Source organism: Ruegeria sp. SAZD013 (genome assembly GCF_059612525.1).
Genome location: NZ_JBXWQT010000020.1, coordinates 441698 through 465127, shown reverse-complemented (window position 1 = coordinate 465127; position 23430 = coordinate 441698). Strand labels below are relative to the sequence as shown.

Sequence of the window (23430 nt, the reverse complement as noted above, 5' to 3'; positions counted from 1 at the left end):
AAGACTGATTTCTGTAAGTTTTGGTTGAAATGTTCTCTTTTTGATCTCATAAGGAACAAGAGGCGAACAAAGCAGCGATTGCCGCCCGATTAAGGGTGTGACAAAAGGGAAGGCGACAGGACAATGGCGGATCTTCTGACTATGAGCGACAAGAAAAACGCAGACAAGCAAAAGGCGCTCGACAGTGCGCTGGCCCAGATCGAACGGCAGTTCGGCAAGGGATCGATCATGAAACTGGGCGAAGATGCCCGGCAGGACATCGAGGCGAGCTCGACCGGGTCGCTGGGTCTGGATATCGCGCTGGGTATCGGCGGACTGCCGATGGGGCGTATTGTTGAGATTTACGGGCCTGAGAGCTCGGGCAAAACCACTTTGACCCTTCATTGTATAGCTGAGCAGCAAAAGCGGGGTGGAGTTTGCGCGTTCGTGGATGCGGAACACGCTCTGGACCCGCAATATGCCCGCAAGCTGGGTGTTGATCTGGATGAGCTTCTGATCTCGCAGCCCGATACCGGTGAGCAGGCGCTTGAAATCACGGATACTCTGGTGCGCTCGGGCGCGGTCAATATGGTTGTTGTCGACTCGGTCGCTGCCCTGACGCCGAAATCGGAACTCGAAGGGGACATGGGCGACAGCAGTGTCGGTGTGCAGGCCCGACTGATGAGCCAGGCGATGCGCAAACTGACAGGCTCGATCAGCCGCTCGAACTGCATGGTCATCTTCATCAACCAGATCCGGATGAAGATCGGCGTAATGTTCGGCAGTCCGGAAACCACAACCGGTGGCAACGCGCTGAAATTCTATAGCTCGGTTCGGCTGGATATCCGCCGGATTGGCGCGATCAAGGACCGGGATGAGGTGGTCGGGAACCAGACCCGCGTAAAAGTTGTGAAGAACAAGGTGGCCCCGCCGTTCAAGCAGGTCGAGTTCGACATCATGTATGGCGAAGGCATCTCGAAGATGGGCGAATTGCTGGATTTGGGTGTCAAAGCCGGTGTTGTCGAAAAGTCCGGGTCTTGGTTCAGCTATGGTGATGAGCGGATCGGGCAGGGGCGTGAGAACGCCAAACAATACCTACGGGAAAACAGCCGGGTGGCGTTGGATATCGAAGACAAGATCCGCGCGGCGCATGGGCTGGAATTCGACTTGTCGCCAGGGTTTGCCGAGGATGACGATATTCTGGAGGCCTGATGCCCTGAGGCGGGTGATCCGTAGCCTCTGCGTAAAGACTGCAACAGTTGTAACAAGGCGGCCTGATCGGGTCGCCTTGTTTCGTTCCAGAGTGCCTCTGCTGTGGACACTCACTTGACGGGGGGCTAAACCAACGGAGACCAAGATATATGTGCGCCGAGAGAGCCCTATGCCAACCCTGAACGACATCCGATCGACTTTTCTGAACTACTTTGAAAAACAAGGGCATGAGGTCGTCGCGTCCAGCCCGCTGGTGCCGCGCAATGACCCGACGTTGATGTTCGTGAACTCAGGCATGGTGCAGTTCAAGAACTTGTTTACCGGTCTGGAAACCCGCGATTACAAACGCGCCACCACGGCCCAGAAATGTGTGCGGGCGGGCGGCAAGCACAACGACCTCGACAATGTTGGCTATACGGCGCGTCACCACACGTTTTTTGAGATGCTGGGGAACTTCTCATTCGGGGATTACTTCAAACATGAAGCGATCCCTTTTGCATGGGAGCTGATCACCAGGGAATTCGGTATCGACAAGACCCGCCTGTTGACCACGGTCTACCATACCGACGATGAAGCCTTTGAAATCTGGAAGAAGGTCGGTGTGCCCGAGGACCGGATCATCCGCATCGCCACCAATGATAATTTCTGGCAGATGGGTCCGACCGGACCTTGCGGTCCGTGCACTGAGATTTTCTATGATCACGGCGATCACATCTGGGGTGGCCCTCCAGGATCACCCGAGGAAGATGGCGACCGGTTCATCGAAATCTGGAACGTCGTTTTCATGCAGAACGAGCAGTTCGAAGATGGCTCGATGGTCGAGCTTGACATGCAGTCCATCGACACCGGTATGGGGCTCGAACGGATTGGGGCGCTGTTGCAAGGCAGCCATGACAATTATGACACCGACCTGTTCAAGACCCTGATCGAGGCTTCGGCGGATGCGACCGGTGTCGATCCCTATGGCGACCAGAACGTGCATCACAGGGTGATCGCGGATCACCTGCGTTCGACCTCGTTCCTGATTGCAGACGGTGTGATGCCCAGCAATGACGGTCGCGGATACGTTCTGCGCCGGATCATGCGCCGCGCCATGCGCCATGCGCACCTGCTGGGCGCCAAGGATCCTGTCATGCATCGCCTGGTGCCTACGCTGGTGCAGCAGATGGGCGGGCATTATTCTGAACTGAAACAGGCGCAACCGCTTATCGAAGAGACGCTGCTGCTGGAAGAAACCCGGTTCAAGCAGACACTGGATCGTGGTCTGAAGTTGCTGGATGATGAGGTTTCAGGGCTTTCCGAGGGGGCACCCCTGTCAGGTGAAGCGGCCTTTAAGCTTTACGACACTTATGGTTTCCCACTGGATCTTACGCAGGATGCGCTGCGTGAAAAGGGCCTGAGCGTCGACACGGACGGTTTTGACACCGCGATGGCCGAACAAAAGGCCAAGGCACGTGCCGCATGGGCCGGGTCAGGTGAAGCAGCGGATCAGGTCGTATGGTTTGATGTGCTGGATACCGCCGGTGCGACGGATTTCTTGGGCTATGATACCGAGAAAGCCGAAGCGCAGGTTGTCGCCCTGGTTGTTGATGGTGCACTGGTCGACAAGATCGACGCGGGCAACAGCGGTTGGGTCGTCGTGAACCAGACCCCGTTCTACGGAGAGGCCGGCGGTCAGGTCGGCGATACTGGCGCGTTGCGTAGGCTGGAGGATCGCGATCACCTGAGCCGCGTAGAGGACACGAGGAAGTTTGCCGACGGCAAGGTCTATGCTCATAAGGTAGCAGTTCAAAGCGGAGTTGTTCGCAAAGGCGATGCGGTAGAGCTTGAGGTTGATCATGCCCGCCGTTCCGCCATTCGCGCCAATCACTCGGCCACGCACCTGCTGCATGAAGCATTGCGCGAAACGCTGGGTGATCACGTGGCGCAGCGCGGTTCGCTGAACGCGGCGGATCGTCTGCGGTTCGACTTCAGTCATTCCAAAGCGCTAAGCCTGGAGGAAATCCAAAAAGTCGAACGTGAGGTGAACGATTTCATCCGCCAGAATTCGACTGTTGAAACCCGGGTCATGACACCCGACGACGCGCGCGCATTGGGTGCCCAGGCCCTGTTCGGCGAGAAATATGGTGACGAGGTTCGTGTTGTCTCTATGGGCAAGGCGCCAACAGGAAAAGGTCATGACGGAGATACGTGGTCGATAGAACTCTGTGGCGGCACACATGTGCGCCAGACAGGTGATATCGGCACCTTTGTTGTGTTGGGTGACAGCGCCAGCAGTGCTGGTGTGCGCCGGATCGAAGCGCTGACCGGCGATGAAGCCTTCCGCTATCTTTCGGCGCAAGATCAACGTCTGGCTCAGGTCGCATCGGAACTGAAAGCGCAACCGGACGACGTGGTGGCGCGAGTGAAAAGCCTTCTGGACGAACGCAAGGCCTTGCAGAACGAAGTGGCTCAGTTGCGCCGGGATCTGGCTATGGCTGGCGGGGCCGGTCAGGGCGGTGGTGCCGAGGCGCGGGATGTGAATGGCGTGAAATTCCTAGCGCAAGCCCTCAGCGGTGTTTCAGGCAAGGACCTTCCTGCGTTGATTGACGAACACAAAAGCCGACTTGGATCGGGTGCGGTGCTGCTGATTGCGGATACGGGCGGCAAGGCGGCCGTTGCGGCAGGTGTGACAGAAGACCTGACCGGACGGATTTCGGCGGTGGATCTTGTAAAAGCGGCCGTGATCGAGTTGGGCGGAAAAGGCGGCGGCGGCCGTCCTGACATGGCCCAGGGCGGTGGCAAGGATGCATCAAATGCAGATGCGGCAATCAAGGCCGCACAACAGGTTTTGGGAGGATAATATGCCTGCTCTTTGGATTGCGCATGTCACGGTGACAGACGCCGAGGCTTACGGCAAATACGCCGAACTGGCCGGACCGGCCATCGCCAAGCACGGGGGCGAGTTTATCGCCCGTGCTGCGCGATACGTTCAGCTGGAAGGCAAGGAACGTCCACGAAACGTAGTGGCGCGCTTCCCGTCGCTGGAGGTTGCGGTTGAATGCTATCACTCGGATGAGTACCAGCAAGCCCTGAATCACGCGCGCGGCGCAAGCGAGCGTGAACTGATTGTGGTAGAAATCACCGAGTGACATTTGGGCCTTGCTTCCAAGGCACTGATAATTTCAAGAAAACCGGCAGTGGATAAGCAAGATTCGGCTTATGTCATGTTTGGTTGATGCCGATCAGCCTGCGATAGCGGGCTGTTTTTTATATAATTGTTAGGTTTCAATATCTTATCTTCCGGTTCTCACGTTCTACCGAATGGTTCCTGACCAAATTGTGGCCGCGCCAACAAAATTCTTACGTAAAATTGTCAGATTCTCGGACGAATTTTTGCCCTGTTTCGCTTGCAGGTTCTCAAAAGATTGCGCGTAACACCTGATCACAGATAGTTTCAAGAAACAGAATGTGGTGCAGTTGGACATGCAATCGCTCGAAGAACATCGGATCGGGGACCTCGCATGATTTCATTAACGAATTTACCCAAGAGGTGTGTTGCCGTGCTTGCATCGGTTGCGTCGCGCGCATTGGGCATCTGCACCGTGTGTATCGGCGTCATAGCGTCCGCACCTGTCGCGCAGGCATCCGACGGCGTTTTTATCCCTACCGTTGCGTCTTCGCCTCCGCCTTCAGGTGCAATCAACCTATGCAACCAATATAACTGGGCTTGCACTGCGAAACGTTCGGTGACGTTGTCCAGCCACCAAGAGCTGACGGTGGTAAATCAAGTGAATCGTCGCGTTAATGCGTCGACCCGGGAAGTTACGGATCAGTCTCAGTACAAAACGCGTGAGCGATGGGCATTGCCAACACCCAGAGGCGGTGATTGTGAAGACTTTGCATTGTTGAAGAAAAGAGATCTGATCCATGCGGGGGTTGATCCAAGTAAGCTTTTGATTGCAACCGTACTGGACACACGCCGGACACCTCATGCGGTTCTGGTTTACCGCTCGGCGCAGGGCGACCTGATCTTGGACAATCTCACAAACCGGATCAAGCCCTGGACAGCTACGCGCTATCTGTTCCTGCGCATGCAAGACCCGAAGCGGCCCAGTCAATGGGTTGGCGTTTACGGGCGCAGCTGATCTCAGCGGAATCTTCGACATACACAAATTCCTGCCCTTAGACGCAGATTTGATCTGCGCCCAAGAGTGTAGTCTTTGACCTGACGTTTGGACGGATTAATCCGAACGTTTTGCGTATCGACGTATTCTAGCCCCGAAGCCTTGACCAGCAAAGCTTTTGCTGTCGAATACGCTCCGCTTTCCTAGGCCCGGTTCGCTGATACTCGATTTCGTCTCTATCGGTCTTCTTCGTGCTCTTCGCCACCGTGCTCTTCGCCACCGTGCTCTTCGCCACCGTGCTCTTCGCCACCGGGCTCTTCGCCACCGGGCTCTTCGCCACCGGGCTCTTCGCCACCGGGCTCTTCGCCACCGGGCTCTTCACCACCGGGCTCTTCGCCACCGGGCTCTTCACCACCGGGCTCTTCACCACCGGGCTCTTCACCACCGGGCTCTTCGCCACCGGGTTCTTCACCACCGGTTGGATTACCGCCGCCGCCATTGGGGGGCGTGCCGTTTTCCTGGGAAGGTCCGTCCCCGGATCTCTGGTCTGAGACACCGATTGATGCGGTCGGGAAGTCACTTAGCAGGCCTGCCAGCGGGGCGCATTCTGCACCGACGCGCGCCAGGATCTGATCGAAGTCATGCCGACGTTGAATGTAGCGGATCATGCCGGATGTCACAGCATCGCATTCGCACAAAACCTGAGCGGACGCAGCGGATTGCCGTGCTGTTGCAACCGTACATGTCCCAGCGGCAAAGGTTTCACCGGCAGGTGAAAGCAGAAAAGTTGTCGCAATAAAAAACAGTGGAAACTTGCGAGCTCTATTACCCATTTTGAACTCCTTGGAACTCGATAACTAAACTATGTCCTTCTATGCACCATTCTCGTATCGGTGTTTGTGAAGGGCGTCACACTTCTGACGTGCTTTGACCATAATTTGAGGGCACCTACAATATCTTGTTGATGAGGCTTGTGTCAGAAGCCTTCAACCATATGGAGAAAACTGTTATTTTTCAAATAAAAACCGGGCAGTGGGCCCGGTTTTTCTGATTTCGTCTTTTGTCGAATTGGAAGCAAATTTGCCACACTAATGCCATTGTTTCCGTTTGGTCAGTTTGCAACCTGAGGGTGTTCTAGGCAGATTTGGCCATTCGCTTACGCTCGTGCGGGTCAAGAAAACGCTTCCGCAGCCGCACCGCGTTTGGTGTGACTTCCACCAGTTCATCATCGTCGATATAGGCAATTGCCTCCTCCAGTGAGAACTGGATATGCGGCGTCAAGCGGACCGCGTCGTCGGTTCCACTGGCGCGCACGTTTGTCAGCTTCTTGCCTTTAAGAGGGTTCACTTCCAGATCGTTGTCGCGTGAGTGTTCGCCGATCACCATACCCTGATACACGTCTGTTTGCGGACCAACAAACATGCGGCCACGCTCTTCCAGGTTCCACAGCGCATAAGCCACAGCCTGACCCTTCTCCATCGAGATCAGAACGCCTGCGCGACGGCCCGGAATTTGCCCTTTATGTGGCGCCCAGTCATGGAACACACGGTTCAGTACACCGGTACCGCGCGTGTCGGTCAGGAATTCTCCGTGGTAACCAATCAGACCACGGGACGGGACATGGGCGATGATCCGCGTCTTGCCCGTACCGGCCGGGCGCATCTCGACCAGTTCACCCTTACGCGCGCCGGTAACCTTCTCAATAACGGAACCAGAATATTCGTCATCCACGTCAATGGTGACTTCTTCGATGGGCTCAAGCCGCTGCCCGTCTTCCTCACGGAACAGAACCTGAGGGCGCGAGATGCTGAGTTCAAAGCCTTCTCGGCGCATGTTCTCGATCAGAACGCCCATTTGCAGCTCGCCGCGGCCCGCAACCTCGAACGCCTCACCGCCCGGGGTGTCGGTGACACGGATGGCGACGTTCGATTCGGCTTCCTTCATCAGGCGGTCTCGAATGACGCGTGATTGAACTTTTTTGCCATCACGGCCCGCCAACGGAGAATCATTGATACCGAAGGTCACGGTGATGGTCGGCGGATCGATGGGCTGCGCGGGCAGGGCCTCTGTGACCTGAGGGGCTACCAGCGAATCCGCTACGGTGGCTTTGCTCATGCCAGCGATGGTCACGATGTCGCCTGCTTCGGCCACGTCAATGGGCTGTTGACCCAGGCCCCGGAACGCCAGGATTTTCGTGGCACGGAAGTTTTCGATGACCGAACCATCGCGGCTAAGCGCCTTGAGGCTGTCGCCAGCCTTCAGCGTTCCGCTTTCGACGCGGCCAGTCAGGATACGGCCGATGAAGGGATCGCTTCCCAGCGTCGTGGCCAGCATCCGGAAGGGTTCATTTTTGTGTTCGATCTGTTTCGGGGCAGGGACATGATCGACGATCAAGTCGAATAGTGCGCTCAAGTCCTTGCGGGGGCCGTCCAGCTCCATATCCGCCCAGCCAGAACGGCCCGAGGCGTACATTGAAGGGAAATCCAACTGGTCGTCATCCGCACCGAGATTGGCGAACAGGTCAAAGCATTCGTCCAGTGCGCGGTCAGGTTCGGCGTCCGGCTTGTCGACCTTGTTCAGGACTACGATCGGACGCAAGCCCAGCGCCAGTGCCTTGGACGTTACAAACTTGGTCTGGGGCATCGGGCCTTCTGCGGCGTCCACCAACAGAACAACACCGTCGACCATGCTGAGGATGCGCTCGACCTCGCCTCCGAAATCGGCGTGACCAGGGGTGTCGACGATATTGATGCGTGTGTCTTTCCACTCGACCGACGTGGCCTTTGCCAGGATGGTGATGCCGCGTTCACGCTCCAGGTCGTTACTGTCCATGGCACGTTCCGCGACGGCCTGATTTTCCCGGAAAGCACCGGATTGTTTGAGCAGCTCGTCGACCAAGGTCGTTTTGCCGTGGTCCACGTGAGCGATGATTGCGATGTTGCGCAGGTCCATGAGAGGTCAGCCTTTGAACGGGAAGTTGCCGCGCGCATAACGTGGCGCGGCAAAATATACCAGCCCTAACCGTGGTTCAGTGTCCGGCAGTCTTTGAAAAGAGGTGAATGATCAGGATTCCGGACAAGATCAACGTCAACCCCAGGATCGCAGGCCAATCCAGCCTTTGGTCGAACACGATGAATCCGATTACGGCGATCAGGAATATACCGAGACCGGACCAGATTGCATAAACGATACCGACAGGCATGACCTTCAGCGTCAGCGCCATGAGGTAAAATGCAAACGCATACCCAACGACAACAATCACGGATGGCCAGAACCGCGAAAACTGCTGGCTGGCTTGCAAGGCCGTCGTGCCAATGGTTTCTGCCAGCACAGCCAGCAACAAATACAGATAGGCTTGGGGCATTTGAGTACCTCGAAAAGGGTGGGTCGGGTGGCTAGATGGCGATTTGCGTGAGTGAAATACGTCGACCGCCTTGCAGTCTACAAGATTACCTTGGGTCAGGTATACCTGACTGTTTTTTCAATCGAATGAATGTAATATTTGCCCCATATTTTTTAATTTTGTTAACGAGTTTTGAGCGATGACGTTATTTGCGAAATCAATCATATTTGCTTCGGCTCTGATAGTGGCGATTGGGTGGCTTGCTGACGGGGGGTCCGTCGAAGTGAATGCAGCCAACTTGGTTCAACAGTTTGATGGTAGTAGTGTTTTTTGAACGCCGCTAGAAACCAAGCAAGAAAAAAGGAGCCTTCAGGCTCCTTTTTTTATGCCTGAGGGTCGCGTGTTTCACAGTATTCAAAATGCGCAACCAGTTGGGGTTGCAGCCAGTCCCACAGCTGAGGCGCTCCCGCTGCAATTGCGGGTCGGACACGCGTAACAATCTGATCGAATTTAACGCTGTATTCGACCCATGACCCGCCACCTGTTTCCAGATTTGCTATGGGTGTCTGAAAACGATCAACAGCCTTTGCAAATCTGGCTTCTGTGGTCTCAGCCGCCTCAAACTCGTGCCATAGTTCAGTAAATGACCGGTGTTGACAGTCAGGCAGAAGGCCAAACAATCGTTTGGCGGCGGCCTGTTCCTTGGCTTCCTGTTCCGCGTGGTCGACATGACCGTGGATCGGGTGGTCGCCCGCGTCGATTTCGACAACATCGTGCAAAAGCAACATCTGTAGTATTCGGTCCAACTGAACATCCGAATGCGCGTATTCCGCCAATACCCAGGCATAGAGCATGACATGCCAAGAATGTTCCGCCGAGTTTTCGAACCGGTCGCTGGCCATCAGGCGTGACGCGCGCAGAACGGATTTCAACTGGTCCGCTTCTGTAAGAAACGCCAATCTTCTCGTGAATGCGTCATCCTGAGGGGTCGAGTTATTCAAGAGGTTTGTGGCATGTTGGTGGGCCAGTGGAAACGCAAGGGCCAGATACGATGCGCGTCCGTCCGCTAGGTTCGAACGCGCAATTTCTACATGATCCTGCCGCGGGTCGGTGGCGCACAGAACCTGAAACAGCGGTTGGCAGCGATCCAGAATCTTGGCAAACCGGGCATCCGGGGTCTGATCCGCCTCAAACTCATGCCAGAGCGAAAGAAATTCCTGTGCTTGTTCGTCGGGCAACAGGCCAAACAATTCCTGTGCGGCGGCCTGTTCAGCCTCAGCCACGTTGCCCCAATCCGTGTCGAGGTGAATCGGGTGATCACCTGTCACGATCTCAACCAGATCATGCAGCAGCAACATGCGGATGACCCGGTCGACCGAGATGTCCGGCCCGGCCAGTGGTGCCATGACCATTGCCCACAATGCCAAGTGCCAGCTGTGTTCGGCGGAGTTTTCGGGCCTCGATTGGTCAAGCAGGACATTTGCCCGCTCGACCAGTTTCAGACTGTCGGCCCGTTTCAGAAACGCGACCTGCGCAACAAGGCGGTCGGTCATTGCTTTTCGATCGCCTTGAGTTTCGCGCGATGCGCGGCGAGGCGCTTGATCACGAATTGTCGTGCCTTGCGTTCGGCCAGACGCACGCGAATTTCCGTCAGGAATGCCTCTTCCAAAGATTGAGACGCCGCACCAAGAACCTGACCCACTTCTACAAAGAACCGGTCTTCGCCGGTTTCGTCCATAACCTTCATCGTATCTTCGGCCAGTTTGGCCGCAAGCGATGTGATGGTGTCGGACATTAGCGGGTGTTCTCGGTCAGCCGACGTTTCACATAGTCGCTGACATCTGTGATCAGCGTGTCCATGTGGCGATCCTGGAAGAAATGATCCGCGCCCTCAACCTCGTTATGGGTGATCGTGATCCCTTTTTGCTCGTGCAGTTTGTTGACCAGCGCAGTGGTGTCCGCTGGTGGTGCCACACGGTCAGCCGATCCGTTGATGATCAGGCCCGAAGACGGGCAGGGCGCAAGGAAGGAAAAGTCATACATGTTGGCAGGCGGCGATACGCTGATGAAACCCGTGATTTCGGGGCGGCGCATCAGCAACTGCATTCCGATCCACGCCCCAAACGAAAAGCCCGCAACCCAACAGTGTTTCGAATTGTTGTTCATGGATTGCAGGTAATCCAGCGCAGATGCCGCATCGCTCAGCTCGCCAACACCTTGATCATATTCGCCCTGACTGCGCCCGACGCCGCGGAAGTTAAAACGCAGTACTGTGAAGCCCATGTTGTAAAAGGCATAGTGCAGGTTATAGACCACCTTGTTGTTCATGGTCCCGCCGAACTGAGGATGCGGGTGAAGCACGATGGCGATCGGTGCGTCTTTTTCCTTTTGCGGGTGGTAGCGGCCTTCCAGGCGGCCTTCGGGTCCGGGAAAAATCACCTCGGGCATGTGTGCTTTGGTCCTGTCATTTTCGTGCGGGCATCCGGATATACTTGACTATAATCGTCGGACACCTTAGAACGGTTCTAATTACATTGCTTGGCGCAATCGCGTTGCCAGTCGGAGATACGCACTGGCAGCGTCGGCGTCAATGATTTCGCGCAGATCCGTCTAAAAGGGGGCAGAGAATGAAGCTTTCGACCAAAGGGCGTTACGCAATGGTCGCTTTGGCGGATATTGCACTTCAGCCGACAGATCGGCTGGTAACCCTGGGCGAAATCTCGGAACGGCAGGACATTTCTCTGCCGTATCTTGAACAGCTCTTCGTCAAGCTGCGTCGCGCGGAACTGGTTGCATCTGTCCGTGGGCCCGGAGGGGGGTATCGTCTTGCACGTCCCGCGTCCGAGATTCGCGTGGTCGAGGTTCTTGCGGCCGTGGATGAGACGGTTGATGCCCTGCAAAAAGGGGCCGGAGCATCCGGTGCGTCATCGGGCAGCAGGGCGCAATCCCTGACGAACCGTTTGTGGGAAAGCCTGAGCGCGCATGTTTATGTCTTTTTGCACCAGACGCGTCTGTCGGATGTGATCAGGAATGACCTTGCGCCTTGCCCGGCAGTTCCAAGCCTGTTTTCCGTCGTCGATGAATGAGCTGGGCAAGTCGAACATGCATATGACTACTGTGCGAGAAAAGATGTATCCATGAAACGTGTTTATCTGGATCATAATGCGACCGCACCGCTGCGACCCGAAGCACGCGAGGCGATGATCGCGGCGATGGATGTGGTCGGGAACCCGTCATCTGTTCATGCAGAAGGGCGTGCCGCAAAAGCGTTAATCGAACGCGCGCGGGCGCAGGTCGCCGAGGCCGTCGGTTGCCGTCCGCCAGAGGTCATATTTACCTCTGGCGCGACCGAAGCAGCGCGGGTTCTGCAAAACCGCCCCGAAGGCTGCGACGTCTTTGTCGACAGCACCGCCCACGATGCGCTGTGGTCGCATTTCGATCTGACCCATTGTAGCGAGCATCCCTTTGGCCCCGGACACATATTGGCGATGGGGCTTGCGAACTCTGAGACCGGAGTCATCACGCAGCCGCCACAGAAAGTAGGGAACCAGTGGCCCTATGGCGCGCGACGCGCGGACTGGCTGTTGCTGGATATTACGCAGGTTGTTGGACGCATTCCGTTTTCCTTTGCCTGGAGTGGCGCAGATATGGCGATCCTGTCGGCGCATAAGATTGGCGGGCCAAAAGGTGTTGGCGCTTTGATCTTGCGGCAAGGTATCGATATCGAACCTTTGGCCAGCGGTGGCGGTCAGGAGATGGGGCGAAGATCCGGCACTGAAAACGTGGTGGGTATTGCCGGTTTTGGCGCGGCTGCCGAGGCAGCTCAACGCGATCTGGCTGATGGAGTATGGGAAAAAGTCAGAGAACTTAGAAATATTCTAGAAAACGCCCTTGAGGCTGGTGCAATATCTACTATTTTTGTCGGGAAAAATCAGGAGCGACTCCCGAATACCCTGTGTTTCGCGACGCCCGGCTGGAAAGGCGAAACGCAGGTGATGCAGATGGACTTGTCTGGCTTTGCCATCAGTGCGGGATCCGCCTGTTCCAGCGGCAAAGTCAAAACCAGTCGGGTTCTGACGGCAATGGGATTTGATGAGACGGTGGCCTCATGCGCAATCCGCGTTTCGTTGGGGCCAGAGACGACGGAAGAAGATGTGCTGCGTTTCGCCGAAACGTGGCTTGAAAAAGAGAAAAAGCATCGCGCGCGGGCTGCGTGATCTGACGGAGGGTAAGTCATGGCCACTTTGGACCAGACCCAGGTGAAAGAAGGTGTCGATCAGGAAACCGTGGATGCGGTTCGTGAGGTCGGCACATATAAATATGGCTGGAATACCGATATCGAGATGGAATACGCCCCCAAAGGCGTGAACCCTGATATCGTCCGTCTGATCTCGGGGAAAAACGATGAGCCTGAGTGGATGACCGAATGGCGTTTGGCCGCGTTCGAGCGTTGGACCAAAATGGAAGAGCCCAAATGGGCGATGGTTCACTATCCGCCAATCGATTTTCAGAACCAGTATTACTATGCCCGCCCCAAATCGATGGAAGAGAAACCCAAATCTCTGGATGAGGTTGATCCAAAGCTGCTCGCCACTTACGAAAAGCTTGGTATCCCTCTGAAAGAACAGATGATTCTGGCTGGTGTCGAAGGTGCTGAGGATGCTCCCGCCGAGGGCCGCAAGGTTGCGGTCGATGCAGTGTTTGACTCGGTTTCCGTGGGTACCACCTTTCAGGCCGAACTGAAAAAGGCAGGCGTGATCTTTTGCTCGATCTCTGAGGCAATCAAAGAGCATCCTGAGCTGGTCAAGAAGTACCTGGGAACCGTGGTTCCCGTATCGGACAACTTCTATGCAACGTTGAATTCAGCTGTATTCTCGGATGGCTCATTCGTCTACATCCCGCCGGGCGTTCGCTGCCCGATGGAACTAAGCACGTATTTCCGCATCAACGCCGAGAACACCGGTCAGTTCGAACGCACCCTGATCATTGCTGACAAGGGCTCGTACGTCTCATATCTGGAAGGCTGTACTGCACCCCAACGTGACACGGCACAACTGCATGCTGCCGTGGTCGAGATCATCGTCGAAGAAGATGCCGAGGTGAAATACTCGACTGTTCAGAACTGGTTTCCGGGGGATGAAAACGGCAAGGGCGGTATCTATAACTTCGTGACCAAACGCGCCGACTGCCGGGGTGACCGGTCGAAGGTGATGTGGACGCAGGTGGAAACCGGATCGGCCGTGACATGGAAATACCCGTCCTGCATCCTGCGCGGCAATGAAAGCCAGGGTGAGTTCTATTCGATCGCGATTGCCAACAATTATCAACAGGCCGACACCGGCACCAAGATGATTCATCTGGGCAGGAACACCAAGTCGCGCATCGTGTCCAAGGGCATCAGCGCGGGCAAGGCCCAGAACACCTATCGTGGGCTTGTGTCGATGCACCCGAAAGCCAAGGACAGCCGGAACTACACACAGTGTGACAGTCTGCTGATCGGCGACAAATGCGGTGCACATACGGTTCCCTATATCGAGGTCAAGAACAACTCGAGCCGCGTTGAGCACGAGGCGACGACGTCAAAAGTGGATGACGATCAGCTGTTCTACTGCCGTCAGCGCGGCATGGACGAGGAAGAAGCCGTGGCCCTGGTGGTCAACGGGTTCTGCAAGGACGTGCTTCAGGCGCTTCCGATGGAGTTTGCGATGGAAGCACAGCAGTTGGTGGCCATCTCACTTGAAGGGTCGGTTGGGTGATGACGCAGTCACCCAGAACCCGCATCCGTAAGGATGATGTGTTGACCTGGCTTGGGTACGCATTGCCGGTTCTGGGGGGGCTGCTTGGCGTGGCCTACGTCAACACCCATTACATGGAATTCATCAACCCGGTTTGGGCGGTAGGTGGCGGGGCGATCCTAGGTTGGATCCTCGCCAGACTGATCCGCAGATTACTGGGCTAGAACAATGCGGGGCCAAGACGCCCCTTGCGATACGCAAAAGGACAAAAAATGCTGGAAATCAAAAACCTGCACGTACAGCTTGAAGAAGAAGACAAGCAGATCCTCAAAGGTGTGGACCTGACGGTCGAGGCTGGCAAGGTACACGCGATCATGGGTCCGAACGGGTCGGGCAAATCGACCCTTAGCTATGTTCTGTCGGGGCGCGACGGGTACGAAGTGACCGAAGGTTCGGCCACTCTGGACGGTCAGAACCTGCTGGAGATGGAACCGGAAGAGCGCGCGGCAGCAGGTGTTTTCCTGGCCTTCCAATACCCGGTTGAAATCCCCGGCGTTGGCAACATGACGTTCCTGCGCACCGCGGTAAACGCGCAGCGCAAGGCCCGTGGCGAAGAGGAACTGTCTGCCGCAGACTTTCTGAAAGAGGTGCGTGCCAAAGCAAAGACGCTAAAGATCGACGCGGATATGCTCAAGCGCCCGGTCAATGTTGGTTTTTCGGGCGGTGAGAAAAAGCGTAACGAAATCCTGCAGATGGCCATGCTTGAACCCAAGATGTGCATCATGGACGAAACCGACTCGGGCCTTGATGTGGACGCGATGAAACTGGTGGCCGAAGGTGTGAATGCCCTGCGGGACGAAGGCCGTGGGTTCCTGGTGATCACGCATTATCAGCGCCTGCTGGATCACATCAAACCGGATGTTGTGCATATCATGGCCAATGGTCGCATCGTTAAGACGGGCGGACCTGAACTGGCACTTGAGGTTGAAAACAACGGTTATGCCGACATTCTGGCCGAGGTGAACTGATGGCTTTGCCGCAAGCGAAACAATCCGCAACCGAGGCGCGTCTGGCTACGTTGATCATGCCCGATGCGGGCTGCACCCGTGGTGCACGCGAAGACGCTTTGGCGCGTGTTCTTGAATCCGGGCTGCCGGGGCGCCGGGATGAGTATTGGAAATACACTCAACCCGATAGTCTGATTTCTGCCGAGGCTTTGCCTGCGGCGGTGTTTATCAATGATGAACCGGTGCTTTTCAACGACCTTGACCGTTTGAAAATTGTTTTTGTCGACGGGGTGTTCAGCGCCGAGGAATCCGATGATCTGTCGCTGGACGGTGTCAAGATCGACCGGATTGAAGACATCTGCTGCAAAGACATTCATTGGGCAAAAGACCTGTATGGCGTTCTGGAAGCGCGCGGCCAGTCCCCGGTTCAACGCCCGTTGGCTGCATTGAACACGGCCTTTGCGTCGGACGGCGTTGCCATTCACGTTACGGGCAAACCCTCCAAACCGATCAACCTGATCTATCGTCATGCCTCGCCGACATCCGACGCGATCCTGCATCACGTCATTCGCGTGGAAAGCGGGGCCGAGGTGACTATTCTTGAATCCGGCCCGGCGGCGTCGCGTTTCAACAAATGTACAGAGATTGAAATTGCCGACAAGGGGACGCTGCATCATGTGCGGGCGCAGGGCAGGGACCATGAACGTCGCGCCGCGACCCATATGTTCACGCGTTTGGGGGCAGAGTCGGTCTACAAGTCCTTCACCTTGACGGCGAATGGGGTGCTGACCCGTAACGAACAGGTCGTTGAACTGACTGGCGACAATGCGGTGGCGCATGTGGCCGGGGCCTGTGTTGGGGATGGTGATTTCCACCATGATGACACGGTGTTCATCACCCATGACGCGGTGAATTGCGAAAGCCGTCAGGTCTTTAAGAAAGTGCTGCGCAACGGTGCGACCGGAGTGTTTCAAGGCAAGATCCTTGTAAAGCAAGGGGCCCAGAAAACCGATGGCTACCAAATCAGTCAATCGCTGCTTTTGGATGATGACAGCCAGTTCCTCGCCAAACCGGAACTTGAGATCTACGCCGATGACGTGGCGTGTTCCCATGGCTCAACTTCGGGTGCGATTGACGATACGGCGTTGTTCTATCTTCGGTCACGGGGTGTACCGGTCAAGGACGCGACCAACATGTTGACGCTGGCATTCCTGGCCGAAGCAGTGGACGAGATCGAAGACAGCACATTGGCAGATGAAATCGTAAGCCGTCTGGAAGGGTGGCTGGCGCGCCGAAGCTGATGGCCCTGTCGTCGGATATCCTGGCAACGTACAAGGGGCCGGGGCGCGTGGTGCGCAGGCTTCTGGATATGGGTCAACGAGAAGACCGGGCGCTGATCTTTGTCATGGCGTTTTGTGTGGTGGCATTCATCGCCCAGATGCCTGGCCTTGCGCGCAAAGCGCATCTGGAAGGCGTTGAGCTGAACATGCTTTTGGGTGGTGCTCTGCTTGGATCCGTGTTCATTCTGCCCTTGGTCTTTTACACGCTGGCACTGGTGTCTCATTGGGCGGCGCGCTTGTTTGGCGGTCAGGGAAGCGCTTATGGTGCGCGCCTGGCGCTGTTCTGGGCGCTGTTGTCGTCTGCACCGCTGGTTCTGCTGAACGGCCTTGTCGCCGGGTTTATCGGACCAGGGCCTACATTGACGATTGTGGGTCTTGTCTGGGTTGCTGTTTTTGTCTGGTTCTGGGTATCCGGTCTCAGACAAGTGCAAAGGTCCGTCGCATGAATTCGAGTTTTCTGGGAAATATGGCTGTCCTGACGATCAGGAACCCGGCCGAAGCGGCGCGACGGCTGATGGCGCTCAAGCTGGGGCGAGAAGTGCTTTGGCTGGCATTTGCACTGGCGGTCGTTTTGAACTGCGTTGTCCAATTGGGAATAGGTTTGTCGATAACAATGGCGGCAGGCCAACCCTCTCCGGCGCTCGAAAGCATTCCCATGGTTTTGGTGCGCTCGGCCGGGGCCATGATGCTGAGCATCGTCGCATTCCTGCTGGTCGGGCGAATGCTTGGAGGTCTGGCGAAGTTCGATGATCTGATGGTTTTGACGATCTGGTTGCAATTCCTGCAAATAGCCGCCTTGGTCGTGACGCTGATCTTGAGCCTGACCCTACCGTTCCTGATGATGATGACATTGTTGGCGACAGCAATCCTGAGCCTTTACGTCACGCTTCATTTTCTGAACGAAGCGCATCAACTCGGGTCGCTCTGGAAATCCTTTGCGGTAATTGTGTTGTCAGCCCTTGTCGCCATCCCCTTCGTTCTGTTTCTAAGCCCAACCGGGCCCGTCTAGGAATACCTCTCTTATGTATGATGTGCAGAAAATCCGCTCTGACTTTCCGATCTTGTCGCGTCAGGTGAATGGCAAGCCTTTGACGTATCTCGACAATGGTGCTTCGGCTCAGAAACCTCAGGTGGTCATTGACGCGGTGACGCGGGCCTATGCCGAGGAGTATTCAAATGTCCATCGTGGCCTGCATTTCCTGTCCAATCTTGCGACAGAGAAATACGAGGCCGTTCGTGGCACGATCGCGCGGTTTCTGGGGGCATCGAACGAGAATGAGATCGTCCTGAACTCTGGTACGACCGAAGGGATCAACCTGGTCGCCTATGGCTGGGCTATGCCGCGACTTGAAGCGGGCGATGAGATTGTTCTGAGTGTGATGGAGCACCATGCAAACATCGTACCCTGGCATTTCCTGCGCGAACGACAGGGCGTCGTGCTGAAATGGGTCGACGTCGACGCAGAGGGCGGGCTTGACCCGCAGGCGGTAATCGATGCAATCGGACCGAAAACCAAGCTGGTTGCAGTGACACACTGCTCGAACGTGCTGGGTACGGTTGTAGATGTGAAAGCCATAACTGATGGTGCCCACGCCAAGGGCGTCCCGGTTCTGGTTGATGGCAGTCAGGGTGCCGTTCACATGCCGGTAAATGTCGAAGAAATAGGGTGCGATTTCTACGCGATCACAGGCCACAAGCTTTATGGGCCGTCAGGGTCAGGTGCGATTTACATCAAATCCAAACGCATGGCCGAAATGCGCCCCTTTATCGGTGGCGGCGACATGATCAAAGAGGTCAGCAAGGATCAGATCATCTATAATGACCCGCCAATGAAGTTCGAGGCCGGCACGCCGGGGATCGTACAGACCATCGGTCTTGGCGTGGCGCTGGAGTATATGATGGACCTGGGGATGGAAAACATCGCAGCTCATGAATCCAGCTTGCGCGATTACGCGATGCAACGTCTGACTGGGCTGAACTGGTTGCAGGTTCAAGGCACTCGCCCGGACAAGGCCGCGATTTTCAGCTTTACGCTGGACGGTGCTGGCCATGCTCACGACGTCTCAACCATTCTCGACAAGAAAGGTGTAGCGGTTCGCGCCGGTCACCACTGTGCCGGGCCGCTGATGGACCATCTGGGGGTGACTGCAACATGCCGCGCCAGCTTTGGTCTCTATAACACTACCGATGAAGTTGATACACTGATCGAAGCGCTTGAATTGGCGCATGATCTGTTTGCCTGATTTTGGTTTTGATAAGAGTGCGGCAATCGCGATTTGCAGTTGCACCCGGATTGGAACAAGGTTAGCTAACGGCCAAGGCACCTGTAGCTCAGCTGGATAGAGCGCTGCCCTCCGAAGGCAGAGGCCAGAGGTTCGAATCCTCTCAGGTGCGCCAGCTAAATCAATTAAATTATTGATTTTAAATTAAAAAATATCCTTTCAAAAAGCGCATTCCCACTACAATTCCCACTTTTGAAGTCGAAACGCCTAGGTACACCTTGGAATATTCTTATCTAAAGAGTGCGCAACACCAATTGTTCAAACACACAAAATTTGAATTTTTTGGAATGTAGTTCCGTCATGGTGCGACATGGCGACATTTGCGACCTCAGCTTTCAATTCCTGCTGTAGGTTCAGTTTTCTTAAAACAACCGATGAACTTAAGTTCACTAAAACCGAGCGCTAGGTCTTTAACTGCACTCCATCTGCAAAGGCAGCTTTCGCTATAAAGCGGTCGTTCTTCAAAATCATCGCTATGTCTGCATCGCGGACAAAGCCGCCGTTCAGTTTTTGGGTGGTTCGTAGGGATCCGGCGTTCCTGGTGGGATTGGAGGGTATTCCTCGAAGGTTGCAATGTGCTCCTGCAACTGCGGCAGCGCCTTTTCGGCCGCCCATGTGTGTGGGAAGAGCACGCTTTCGCGCTCATGGGGATCATTCAAAAGGTTGTAGACCCTTGGTGTGTCGAAAGCCTCCGTCGCTCCAAAAACCGTTGTGTTCTCTTTGAACAGAACTTTCCAGTCCTTCCATTTTACGCCGAATATCTGCTCACCCATGTAGACGATCACGCCTTCTCGGCTTGAGTTTGGTTGGGCACCAAGAAAGAACTTTGACTGGTCAATGCCATCAAAGGCCCTGTCTTCAGGCACCTTGCCCCCTGCAAAAGCCGCAAGTGTCGGATAGAGATCCATTGAGTGGACAACATCGTTGCTTTCTGAACCGGCAGGGATCTTTCCCGGCCACTTGATTGCAAAGGGTACACGCATGCTTCCTTCGAGGCTGGTGAACAGAGTGCCGCGCCAAGGCCCAGCTGTACCATGTACAGCAGGAACCGGCGAGACGTTGGCATTTCCAACCGGAAGAGCTTCGGGGCCGTTGTCAGCGGTGAATATCACCACGGTGTCGTCGGAAACGCCTGCCGCTTCAATCGCATCAACGATGCGTCCGATATAGCTATCTGTTTGAAGCAGAATGTCGGCCCAGACGCCGTTTCCAGTGGCGCCATCAAACTCCTCGGACGCGATATTTGGATAGTGGGTCTGCGTATATGCAAGATAGATGAAAAACGGCGCATCTTCGACACTCTTCGCTTCGATAAAGTTGATAGCCTTTTTCGTCAGTTCGCCATCTATCTCGCCGCGATAATCCAGATCGTAGTCCCGCGCGATGGTTGCTGGCTCGCCTGCAACACCCTGCATCACAACAGGCTCTTCCAAGTTGGCTTCAGCAAATCCCGGAAGCGTGCGCCAGACTGTAACGTCAGTGGTCTCAACTCCGTAAAATTCGTCGAATCCTTGATTCGTTGGATAGCGTCCTTCGGTCCAGCCAAGGTGCCACTTGCCGTACATGGCCGTGTTGTATCCTACATCCTTTAGCATCTCAGCCATTGTGATTTCCCACTGAGTTAAGCCGTAGACGCCGCCGCCCAGTGGGACCGTGTGGTTGCCGCTTCGGATACCGTATCGTCCTGTCATGGTCGCTGCACGGGACGGCGTGCACTGGCTTTCCACGTTGAAGTTTGTGAGTCGTAACCCTTCCGCAGCGAGGGCGTCCATCTCGGGAGTCGCTGTGCCACGGATAATGCCGCCACCGTTGAAACCGGGCTCACCCCAGCCAAAATTATCTAGAAATATGAATACGATGTTGGGTTTATCTTGAGCAGAAGCAACCGTGGCAAATAGAAGAGTTAAGGCCAGTAGGAATGTTCGCGATAACCATTTCATAACAACGACTCCAATCAAGATCACGGATTCAAGACTGAAGAACCAAGTCACCAGTCGTCAAGAGCATCCATTTGTAGCGGAACTTTAGCACAGCGGCTGAACGTCAATGTTATTCGCGAAGCTGTGGTCCGGGATTAGTCGAACCTCCCCCGGGATCTCTTGTTCCCAACTAAGAAAAACCGTTGTTTTCCTTGACGAACAGCCACGTCAGATGTTGGCATGGGCTGGCATTCAGCTCGGCTGGGAGGTTCAAATGAAGTTTTTTCTGACGACATCAACAGCAATAGTTTCCGCAGCATTCATAACAAGCTCTTCACATGCTCAAGAGGCCGCAGAAGGTGGGCAAGTTGGAGAGATGACCATATCAGTTGATGATATGCGTGAACCCGCGCCTGCTGATTTCTCACCTTATGCGGGTCGAGAGTTTCCTACACGCCCATTGTGGGGTGACACTCACCTGCACACGTCAAATTCGCTCGATGCGCGGGGATTTGGCGTCATTCTGAGCCCCGACGATGCATACAGGTTTGCACGTGGTGAGGAAGTCACCACATCGCACGGCCTGCGCGTGAAGCTGTCGCGCCCGCTCGACTGGCTTGTTGTATCCGATCATTCTGATGCCATGGGTGCAATGAATGAAATCATCGCGGGAAACTCCACGCTGATGCGCGATGCAACGCTCCGAGACTGGAGCGAACGGCTTAACGCGGGCGGAGACGTTGCACTTGGAGCCACTATGGAAGTCATTGAAACCTTTGCTGGCATCACCGGCGAGGCACTTCCCGAGGCTGTCGCAGATCGCAGGTTCGTACAATCCGTATGGGACGAGTTCACACAAACTGCGGATCATCACAACGCCCCCGGCACATTCACTGCGTTCATTGGGTACGAATGGACGTCCACCGAAGCTGGCAACAACCTCCACCGTAACGTGATTTATCGAGATGATGCCATTCGCGCCCGGCAAATGCTGCCCTTCACAACCGCAGAAACCTTTAATCCGGAACGGTTATGGGACTGGATGGAAACATATGAACAAGAGACTGGCGGTCGTGTACTCGCCCTTGCCCACAACGGCAACGTCTCTAACGGTCTAATGTTTCCAGTCGAAACTAACCCGGAAACGGGTGAACCGTTGACAGAAGATTACGCAGAACGGCGTGCGAAGTGGGAACCAATGTACGAGATCACCCAAATCAAGGGTGACGGAGAAACGCATCCGTTTCTCAGCCCGAACGATGAGTTCGCGGACTATGAAACCTGGGATAAGTCCAATCTGGGTCCGACACCCAAAGAAGATTGGATGCTGCAATACGAGTATGCCCGTGAGGCTTTGAAGAACGGTCTCAAACTAGAGGCTCAGCTCGGCACCAATCCATACAAGTTCGGAGTAGTGGGCTCGACTGACAGCCATACGGCGTTGGCCACGGCGGAAGAAGACAATTTCTTTGGCAAACACTCTGGCGTCGAGCCGGAACCTGGCCGTTGGCAGCATGTCGTTGGCGAGTTTGATGCCTTGAGGATTCTCGGGTGGGAAATGGCAGCCTCTGGCTATGCAGCAGTCTGGGCCGAGGATAACACACGCGAAGCCATATTCGACGCCATGGAACGGAAAGAAGTTTACGGGACAACCGGTAGTCGCATCGCGGTTCGTTTCTTTGGTGGTTGGGATTTTACGGAAGCTGATGCAAGGTCTCGTTTGCCCGCAGAAATAGGATATGAAAAAGGCGTTCCGATGGGTGGAGACCTCGCGGACGCGACACAAGGCGCGGACGCCCCAACCTTCTTGGTTGCTGCGCTTAAAGATCCGTTCTCCGGCAATCTCGACCGTGTTCAGATTGTGAAAGGTTGGTTAAATTCCAGCGGCGAAACTGAAGAGCGGGTCTATAACGTGGCTTGGTCGGGAGACCGAGAACCCGATGCGGACGGCAACTTGCCAGCGGTGGGGAACACCGTGGATGTTGCAACGGGCACATTTACCAATTCCATAGGGTCTCCAGAGCTGATCACTGTCTGGACCGACCCTGAGTTCGATCCTTCAGTGCGGGCTTTCTACTATGCCCGTGTTTTGGAAATTCCTACACCGAGGTGGACAATTTACGACTCCGTTCGGTTCGGAGACGAACTTCCCGCGGAGGTTCCGACGTCAACGCAGGAACGCGCGTACACTTCGCCAATTTGGTATACGCCCGAGAACTGAAATATACCTAATCCGACGTCGTTGCGTTAAAAGCCCGGAAGTTCCTGTCGCAGCAACACTAGGCTAATGTGTTCATACGAACATCCGCTTAGGGCTCGGTGCAGACGTTCGCCCGAATATCGCGAGCGACCGCAATGCCGACTAAGCGGTCATAGGCAAATAGTGCATGGAGCGAGAAAGCAATTGACCAGCATGCAGCCCGTCCGTCGCGCTATTTTCTTCTGCACTCAGCCTTAAAACACAGACTTCACGGATATTCCATTTGTCGCTGCCTCGGTTCACATTT

The 23430-nt window shown here is 55.4% G+C and carries 21 protein-coding genes and 1 tRNA gene; 15 read left to right on the top strand and 7 right to left on the bottom strand.

The annotated features are described in order from the left end of the window. The first annotated feature begins 123 nt into the window (after positions 1-123). From recA to AC2FLU_RS08530, 4 genes are all read left to right on the top strand, one after another. The gene (gene recA / locus AC2FLU_RS08545) at positions 124-1191 is read left to right on the top strand and encodes a recombinase RecA (RefSeq protein WP_480472844.1); all 1068 of its coding nucleotides are present in this window, start codon (positions 124-126) and stop codon (positions 1189-1191) included. 169 nt (positions 1192-1360) lie between these two features. Continuing rightward, positions 1361-4033, top strand: a complete 2673-nt coding sequence (gene alaS, locus AC2FLU_RS08540; protein WP_480624407.1) for an alanine--tRNA ligase — start codon at positions 1361-1363, stop codon at positions 4031-4033. A gap of 1 nt (position 4034) precedes the next feature. Continuing rightward, complete coding sequence (locus AC2FLU_RS08535) at positions 4035-4322, top strand: DUF1330 domain-containing protein (protein ID WP_480517072.1); 288 nt, start codon at positions 4035-4037, stop codon at positions 4320-4322. A gap of 372 nt (positions 4323-4694) precedes the next feature. After that, positions 4695-5318: a transglutaminase-like cysteine peptidase gene (locus AC2FLU_RS08530; protein WP_480517070.1), complete on the top strand. Its 624-nt coding sequence runs from the start codon at positions 4695-4697 to the stop codon at positions 5316-5318. A 215-nt stretch (positions 5319-5533) separates the two neighbouring features. On the opposite strand, the gene AC2FLU_RS08525 is transcribed toward AC2FLU_RS08530, so the two are convergent. The 6 genes from AC2FLU_RS08525 to AC2FLU_RS08500 form a co-directional block, all read right to left on the bottom strand. Beyond that, positions 5534-6130, bottom strand: coding sequence for a hypothetical protein (locus AC2FLU_RS08525; RefSeq protein ID WP_496811937.1), 597 nt, complete (start codon positions 6128-6130; stop codon positions 5534-5536). A gap of 301 nt (positions 6131-6431) precedes the next feature. Further along, positions 6432-8249 carry a translational GTPase TypA gene (gene typA / locus AC2FLU_RS08520; protein WP_480472835.1) on the bottom strand — a complete coding sequence of 606 codons (1818 nt, stop codon included), beginning with the start codon at positions 8247-8249 and terminating at the stop codon, positions 6432-6434. A gap of 76 nt (positions 8250-8325) precedes the next feature. Beyond that, entirely contained in the window at positions 8326-8661 is a 336-nt protein-coding gene (locus AC2FLU_RS08515; RefSeq protein ID WP_496808490.1) for a DMT family transporter, read from the bottom strand. Positions 8662-9023: 362 nt separating this feature from the next. Then, positions 9024-10193: an HD domain-containing protein gene (locus tag AC2FLU_RS08510; RefSeq protein WP_480553533.1), complete on the bottom strand. Its 1170-nt coding sequence runs from the start codon at positions 10191-10193 to the stop codon at positions 9024-9026. Continuing rightward, positions 10190-10435 (bottom strand): hypothetical protein, encoded by a 246-nt coding sequence (locus AC2FLU_RS08505; RefSeq protein ID WP_480493134.1) that lies wholly within the window; start codon positions 10433-10435, stop codon positions 10190-10192. Before AC2FLU_RS08505 ends, AC2FLU_RS08510 begins: the two co-directional genes overlap by 4 nt. Further along, a complete protein-coding gene (locus tag AC2FLU_RS08500; RefSeq protein ID WP_170424714.1) occupies positions 10435-11088 on the bottom strand; it encodes an alpha/beta hydrolase in 654 nt (217 codons plus the stop codon). The genes AC2FLU_RS08505 and AC2FLU_RS08500 overlap by 1 nt, the downstream gene beginning before the upstream one ends. Positions 11089-11267: 179 nt before the next feature. Between AC2FLU_RS08500 and iscR the strand changes: the two genes are divergently transcribed. From iscR to AC2FLU_RS08450, 10 genes are all read left to right on the top strand, one after another. Continuing rightward, the gene (gene iscR / locus AC2FLU_RS08495; RefSeq protein WP_209596301.1) at positions 11268-11726 is read left to right on the top strand and encodes a Fe-S cluster assembly transcriptional regulator IscR; all 459 of its coding nucleotides are present in this window, start codon (positions 11268-11270) and stop codon (positions 11724-11726) included. Positions 11727-11777: 51 nt separating this feature from the next. Next, positions 11778-12857, top strand: a complete 1080-nt coding sequence (locus AC2FLU_RS08490) for a cysteine desulfurase family protein (protein WP_496811936.1) — start codon at positions 11778-11780, stop codon at positions 12855-12857. 18 nt (positions 12858-12875) lie between these two features. After that, positions 12876-14396: a Fe-S cluster assembly protein SufB gene (gene sufB / locus AC2FLU_RS08485; protein WP_480472827.1), complete on the top strand. Its 1521-nt coding sequence runs from the start codon at positions 12876-12878 to the stop codon at positions 14394-14396. Beyond that, entirely contained in the window at positions 14396-14599 is a 204-nt protein-coding gene (locus tag AC2FLU_RS08480) for a hypothetical protein (protein WP_480517060.1), read from the top strand. The genes sufB and AC2FLU_RS08480 overlap by 1 nt, the downstream gene beginning before the upstream one ends. 48 nt (positions 14600-14647) lie before the next feature. Then, positions 14648-15403 (top strand): Fe-S cluster assembly ATPase SufC, encoded by a 756-nt coding sequence (sufC, locus tag AC2FLU_RS08475; RefSeq protein WP_480472823.1) that lies wholly within the window; start codon positions 14648-14650, stop codon positions 15401-15403. Next, complete coding sequence (gene sufD, locus AC2FLU_RS08470) at positions 15403-16683, top strand: Fe-S cluster assembly protein SufD (RefSeq protein ID WP_480472821.1); 1281 nt, start codon at positions 15403-15405, stop codon at positions 16681-16683. The genes sufC and sufD overlap by 1 nt, the downstream gene beginning before the upstream one ends. Further along, the gene (locus tag AC2FLU_RS08465; protein ID WP_480472819.1) at positions 16683-17168 is read left to right on the top strand and encodes a YIP1 family protein; all 486 of its coding nucleotides are present in this window, start codon (positions 16683-16685) and stop codon (positions 17166-17168) included. Before sufD ends, AC2FLU_RS08465 begins: the two co-directional genes overlap by 1 nt. Then, entirely contained in the window at positions 17165-17731 is a 567-nt protein-coding gene (locus tag AC2FLU_RS08460; RefSeq protein ID WP_496808492.1) for a YIP1 family protein, read from the top strand. The genes AC2FLU_RS08465 and AC2FLU_RS08460 overlap by 4 nt, the downstream gene beginning before the upstream one ends. A 13-nt stretch (positions 17732-17744) precedes the next feature. After that, complete coding sequence (locus AC2FLU_RS08455; protein ID WP_480505150.1) at positions 17745-18965, top strand: cysteine desulfurase; 1221 nt, start codon at positions 17745-17747, stop codon at positions 18963-18965. 77 nt (positions 18966-19042) lie between these two features. Continuing rightward, a tRNA-Arg gene (locus tag AC2FLU_RS08450) sits at positions 19043-19119 on the top strand. A 388-nt stretch (positions 19120-19507) separates the two neighbouring features. Here AC2FLU_RS08450 and AC2FLU_RS08445 read toward each other — a convergent pair. Continuing rightward, a complete protein-coding gene (locus AC2FLU_RS08445) occupies positions 19508-20944 on the bottom strand; it encodes an arylsulfatase (RefSeq protein ID WP_496811935.1) in 1437 nt (478 codons plus the stop codon). Between the two features lie 253 nt (positions 20945-21197). Between AC2FLU_RS08445 and AC2FLU_RS08440 the strand changes: the two genes are divergently transcribed. Beyond that, positions 21198-23144, top strand: coding sequence for a DUF3604 domain-containing protein (locus AC2FLU_RS08440; RefSeq protein ID WP_496808494.1), 1947 nt, complete (start codon positions 21198-21200; stop codon positions 23142-23144). Positions 23145-23430 lie beyond the last annotated feature (286 nt).

Coding starts and splice junctions, on each gene's coding strand:
- AC2FLU_RS08515 (WP_496808490.1), bottom strand. CDS start 8,661: ATGCCCCAAGCCTATCTGTATTTGTTGCTGGCTGTGCTGGCAGAAACC.
- AC2FLU_RS08505 (WP_480493134.1), bottom strand. CDS start 10,435: ATGTCCGACACCATCACATCGCTTGCGGCCAAACTGGCCGAAGATACG.
- AC2FLU_RS08445 (WP_496811935.1), bottom strand. CDS start 20,944: ATGAAATGGTTATCGCGAACATTCCTACTGGCCTTAACTCTTCTATTT.
- sufB (WP_480472827.1), top strand. CDS start 12,876: ATGGCCACTTTGGACCAGACCCAGGTGAAAGAAGGTGTCGATCAGGAA.
- AC2FLU_RS08465 (WP_480472819.1), top strand. CDS start 16,683: ATGGCCCTGTCGTCGGATATCCTGGCAACGTACAAGGGGCCGGGGCGC.
- recA (WP_480472844.1), top strand. CDS start 124: ATGGCGGATCTTCTGACTATGAGCGACAAGAAAAACGCAGACAAGCAA.
- AC2FLU_RS08490 (WP_496811936.1), top strand. CDS start 11,778: ATGAAACGTGTTTATCTGGATCATAATGCGACCGCACCGCTGCGACCC.
- typA (WP_480472835.1), bottom strand. CDS start 8,249: ATGGACCTGCGCAACATCGCAATCATCGCTCACGTGGACCACGGCAAA.
- AC2FLU_RS08510 (WP_480553533.1), bottom strand. CDS start 10,193: ATGACCGACCGCCTTGTTGCGCAGGTCGCGTTTCTGAAACGGGCCGAC.
- sufD (WP_480472821.1), top strand. CDS start 15,403: ATGGCTTTGCCGCAAGCGAAACAATCCGCAACCGAGGCGCGTCTGGCT.
- iscR (WP_209596301.1), top strand. CDS start 11,268: ATGAAGCTTTCGACCAAAGGGCGTTACGCAATGGTCGCTTTGGCGGAT.
- alaS (WP_480624407.1), top strand. CDS start 1,361: ATGCCAACCCTGAACGACATCCGATCGACTTTTCTGAACTACTTTGAA.
- AC2FLU_RS08440 (WP_496808494.1), top strand. CDS start 21,198: ATGAAGTTTTTTCTGACGACATCAACAGCAATAGTTTCCGCAGCATTC.
- AC2FLU_RS08460 (WP_496808492.1), top strand. CDS start 17,165: ATGAATTCGAGTTTTCTGGGAAATATGGCTGTCCTGACGATCAGGAAC.
- AC2FLU_RS08455 (WP_480505150.1), top strand. CDS start 17,745: ATGTATGATGTGCAGAAAATCCGCTCTGACTTTCCGATCTTGTCGCGT.
- sufC (WP_480472823.1), top strand. CDS start 14,648: ATGCTGGAAATCAAAAACCTGCACGTACAGCTTGAAGAAGAAGACAAG.
- AC2FLU_RS08480 (WP_480517060.1), top strand. CDS start 14,396: ATGACGCAGTCACCCAGAACCCGCATCCGTAAGGATGATGTGTTGACC.
- AC2FLU_RS08530 (WP_480517070.1), top strand. CDS start 4,695: ATGATTTCATTAACGAATTTACCCAAGAGGTGTGTTGCCGTGCTTGCA.
- AC2FLU_RS08535 (WP_480517072.1), top strand. CDS start 4,035: ATGCCTGCTCTTTGGATTGCGCATGTCACGGTGACAGACGCCGAGGCT.
- AC2FLU_RS08525 (WP_496811937.1), bottom strand. CDS start 6,130: ATGGGTAATAGAGCTCGCAAGTTTCCACTGTTTTTTATTGCGACAACT.
- AC2FLU_RS08500 (WP_170424714.1), bottom strand. CDS start 11,088: ATGCCCGAGGTGATTTTTCCCGGACCCGAAGGCCGCCTGGAAGGCCGC.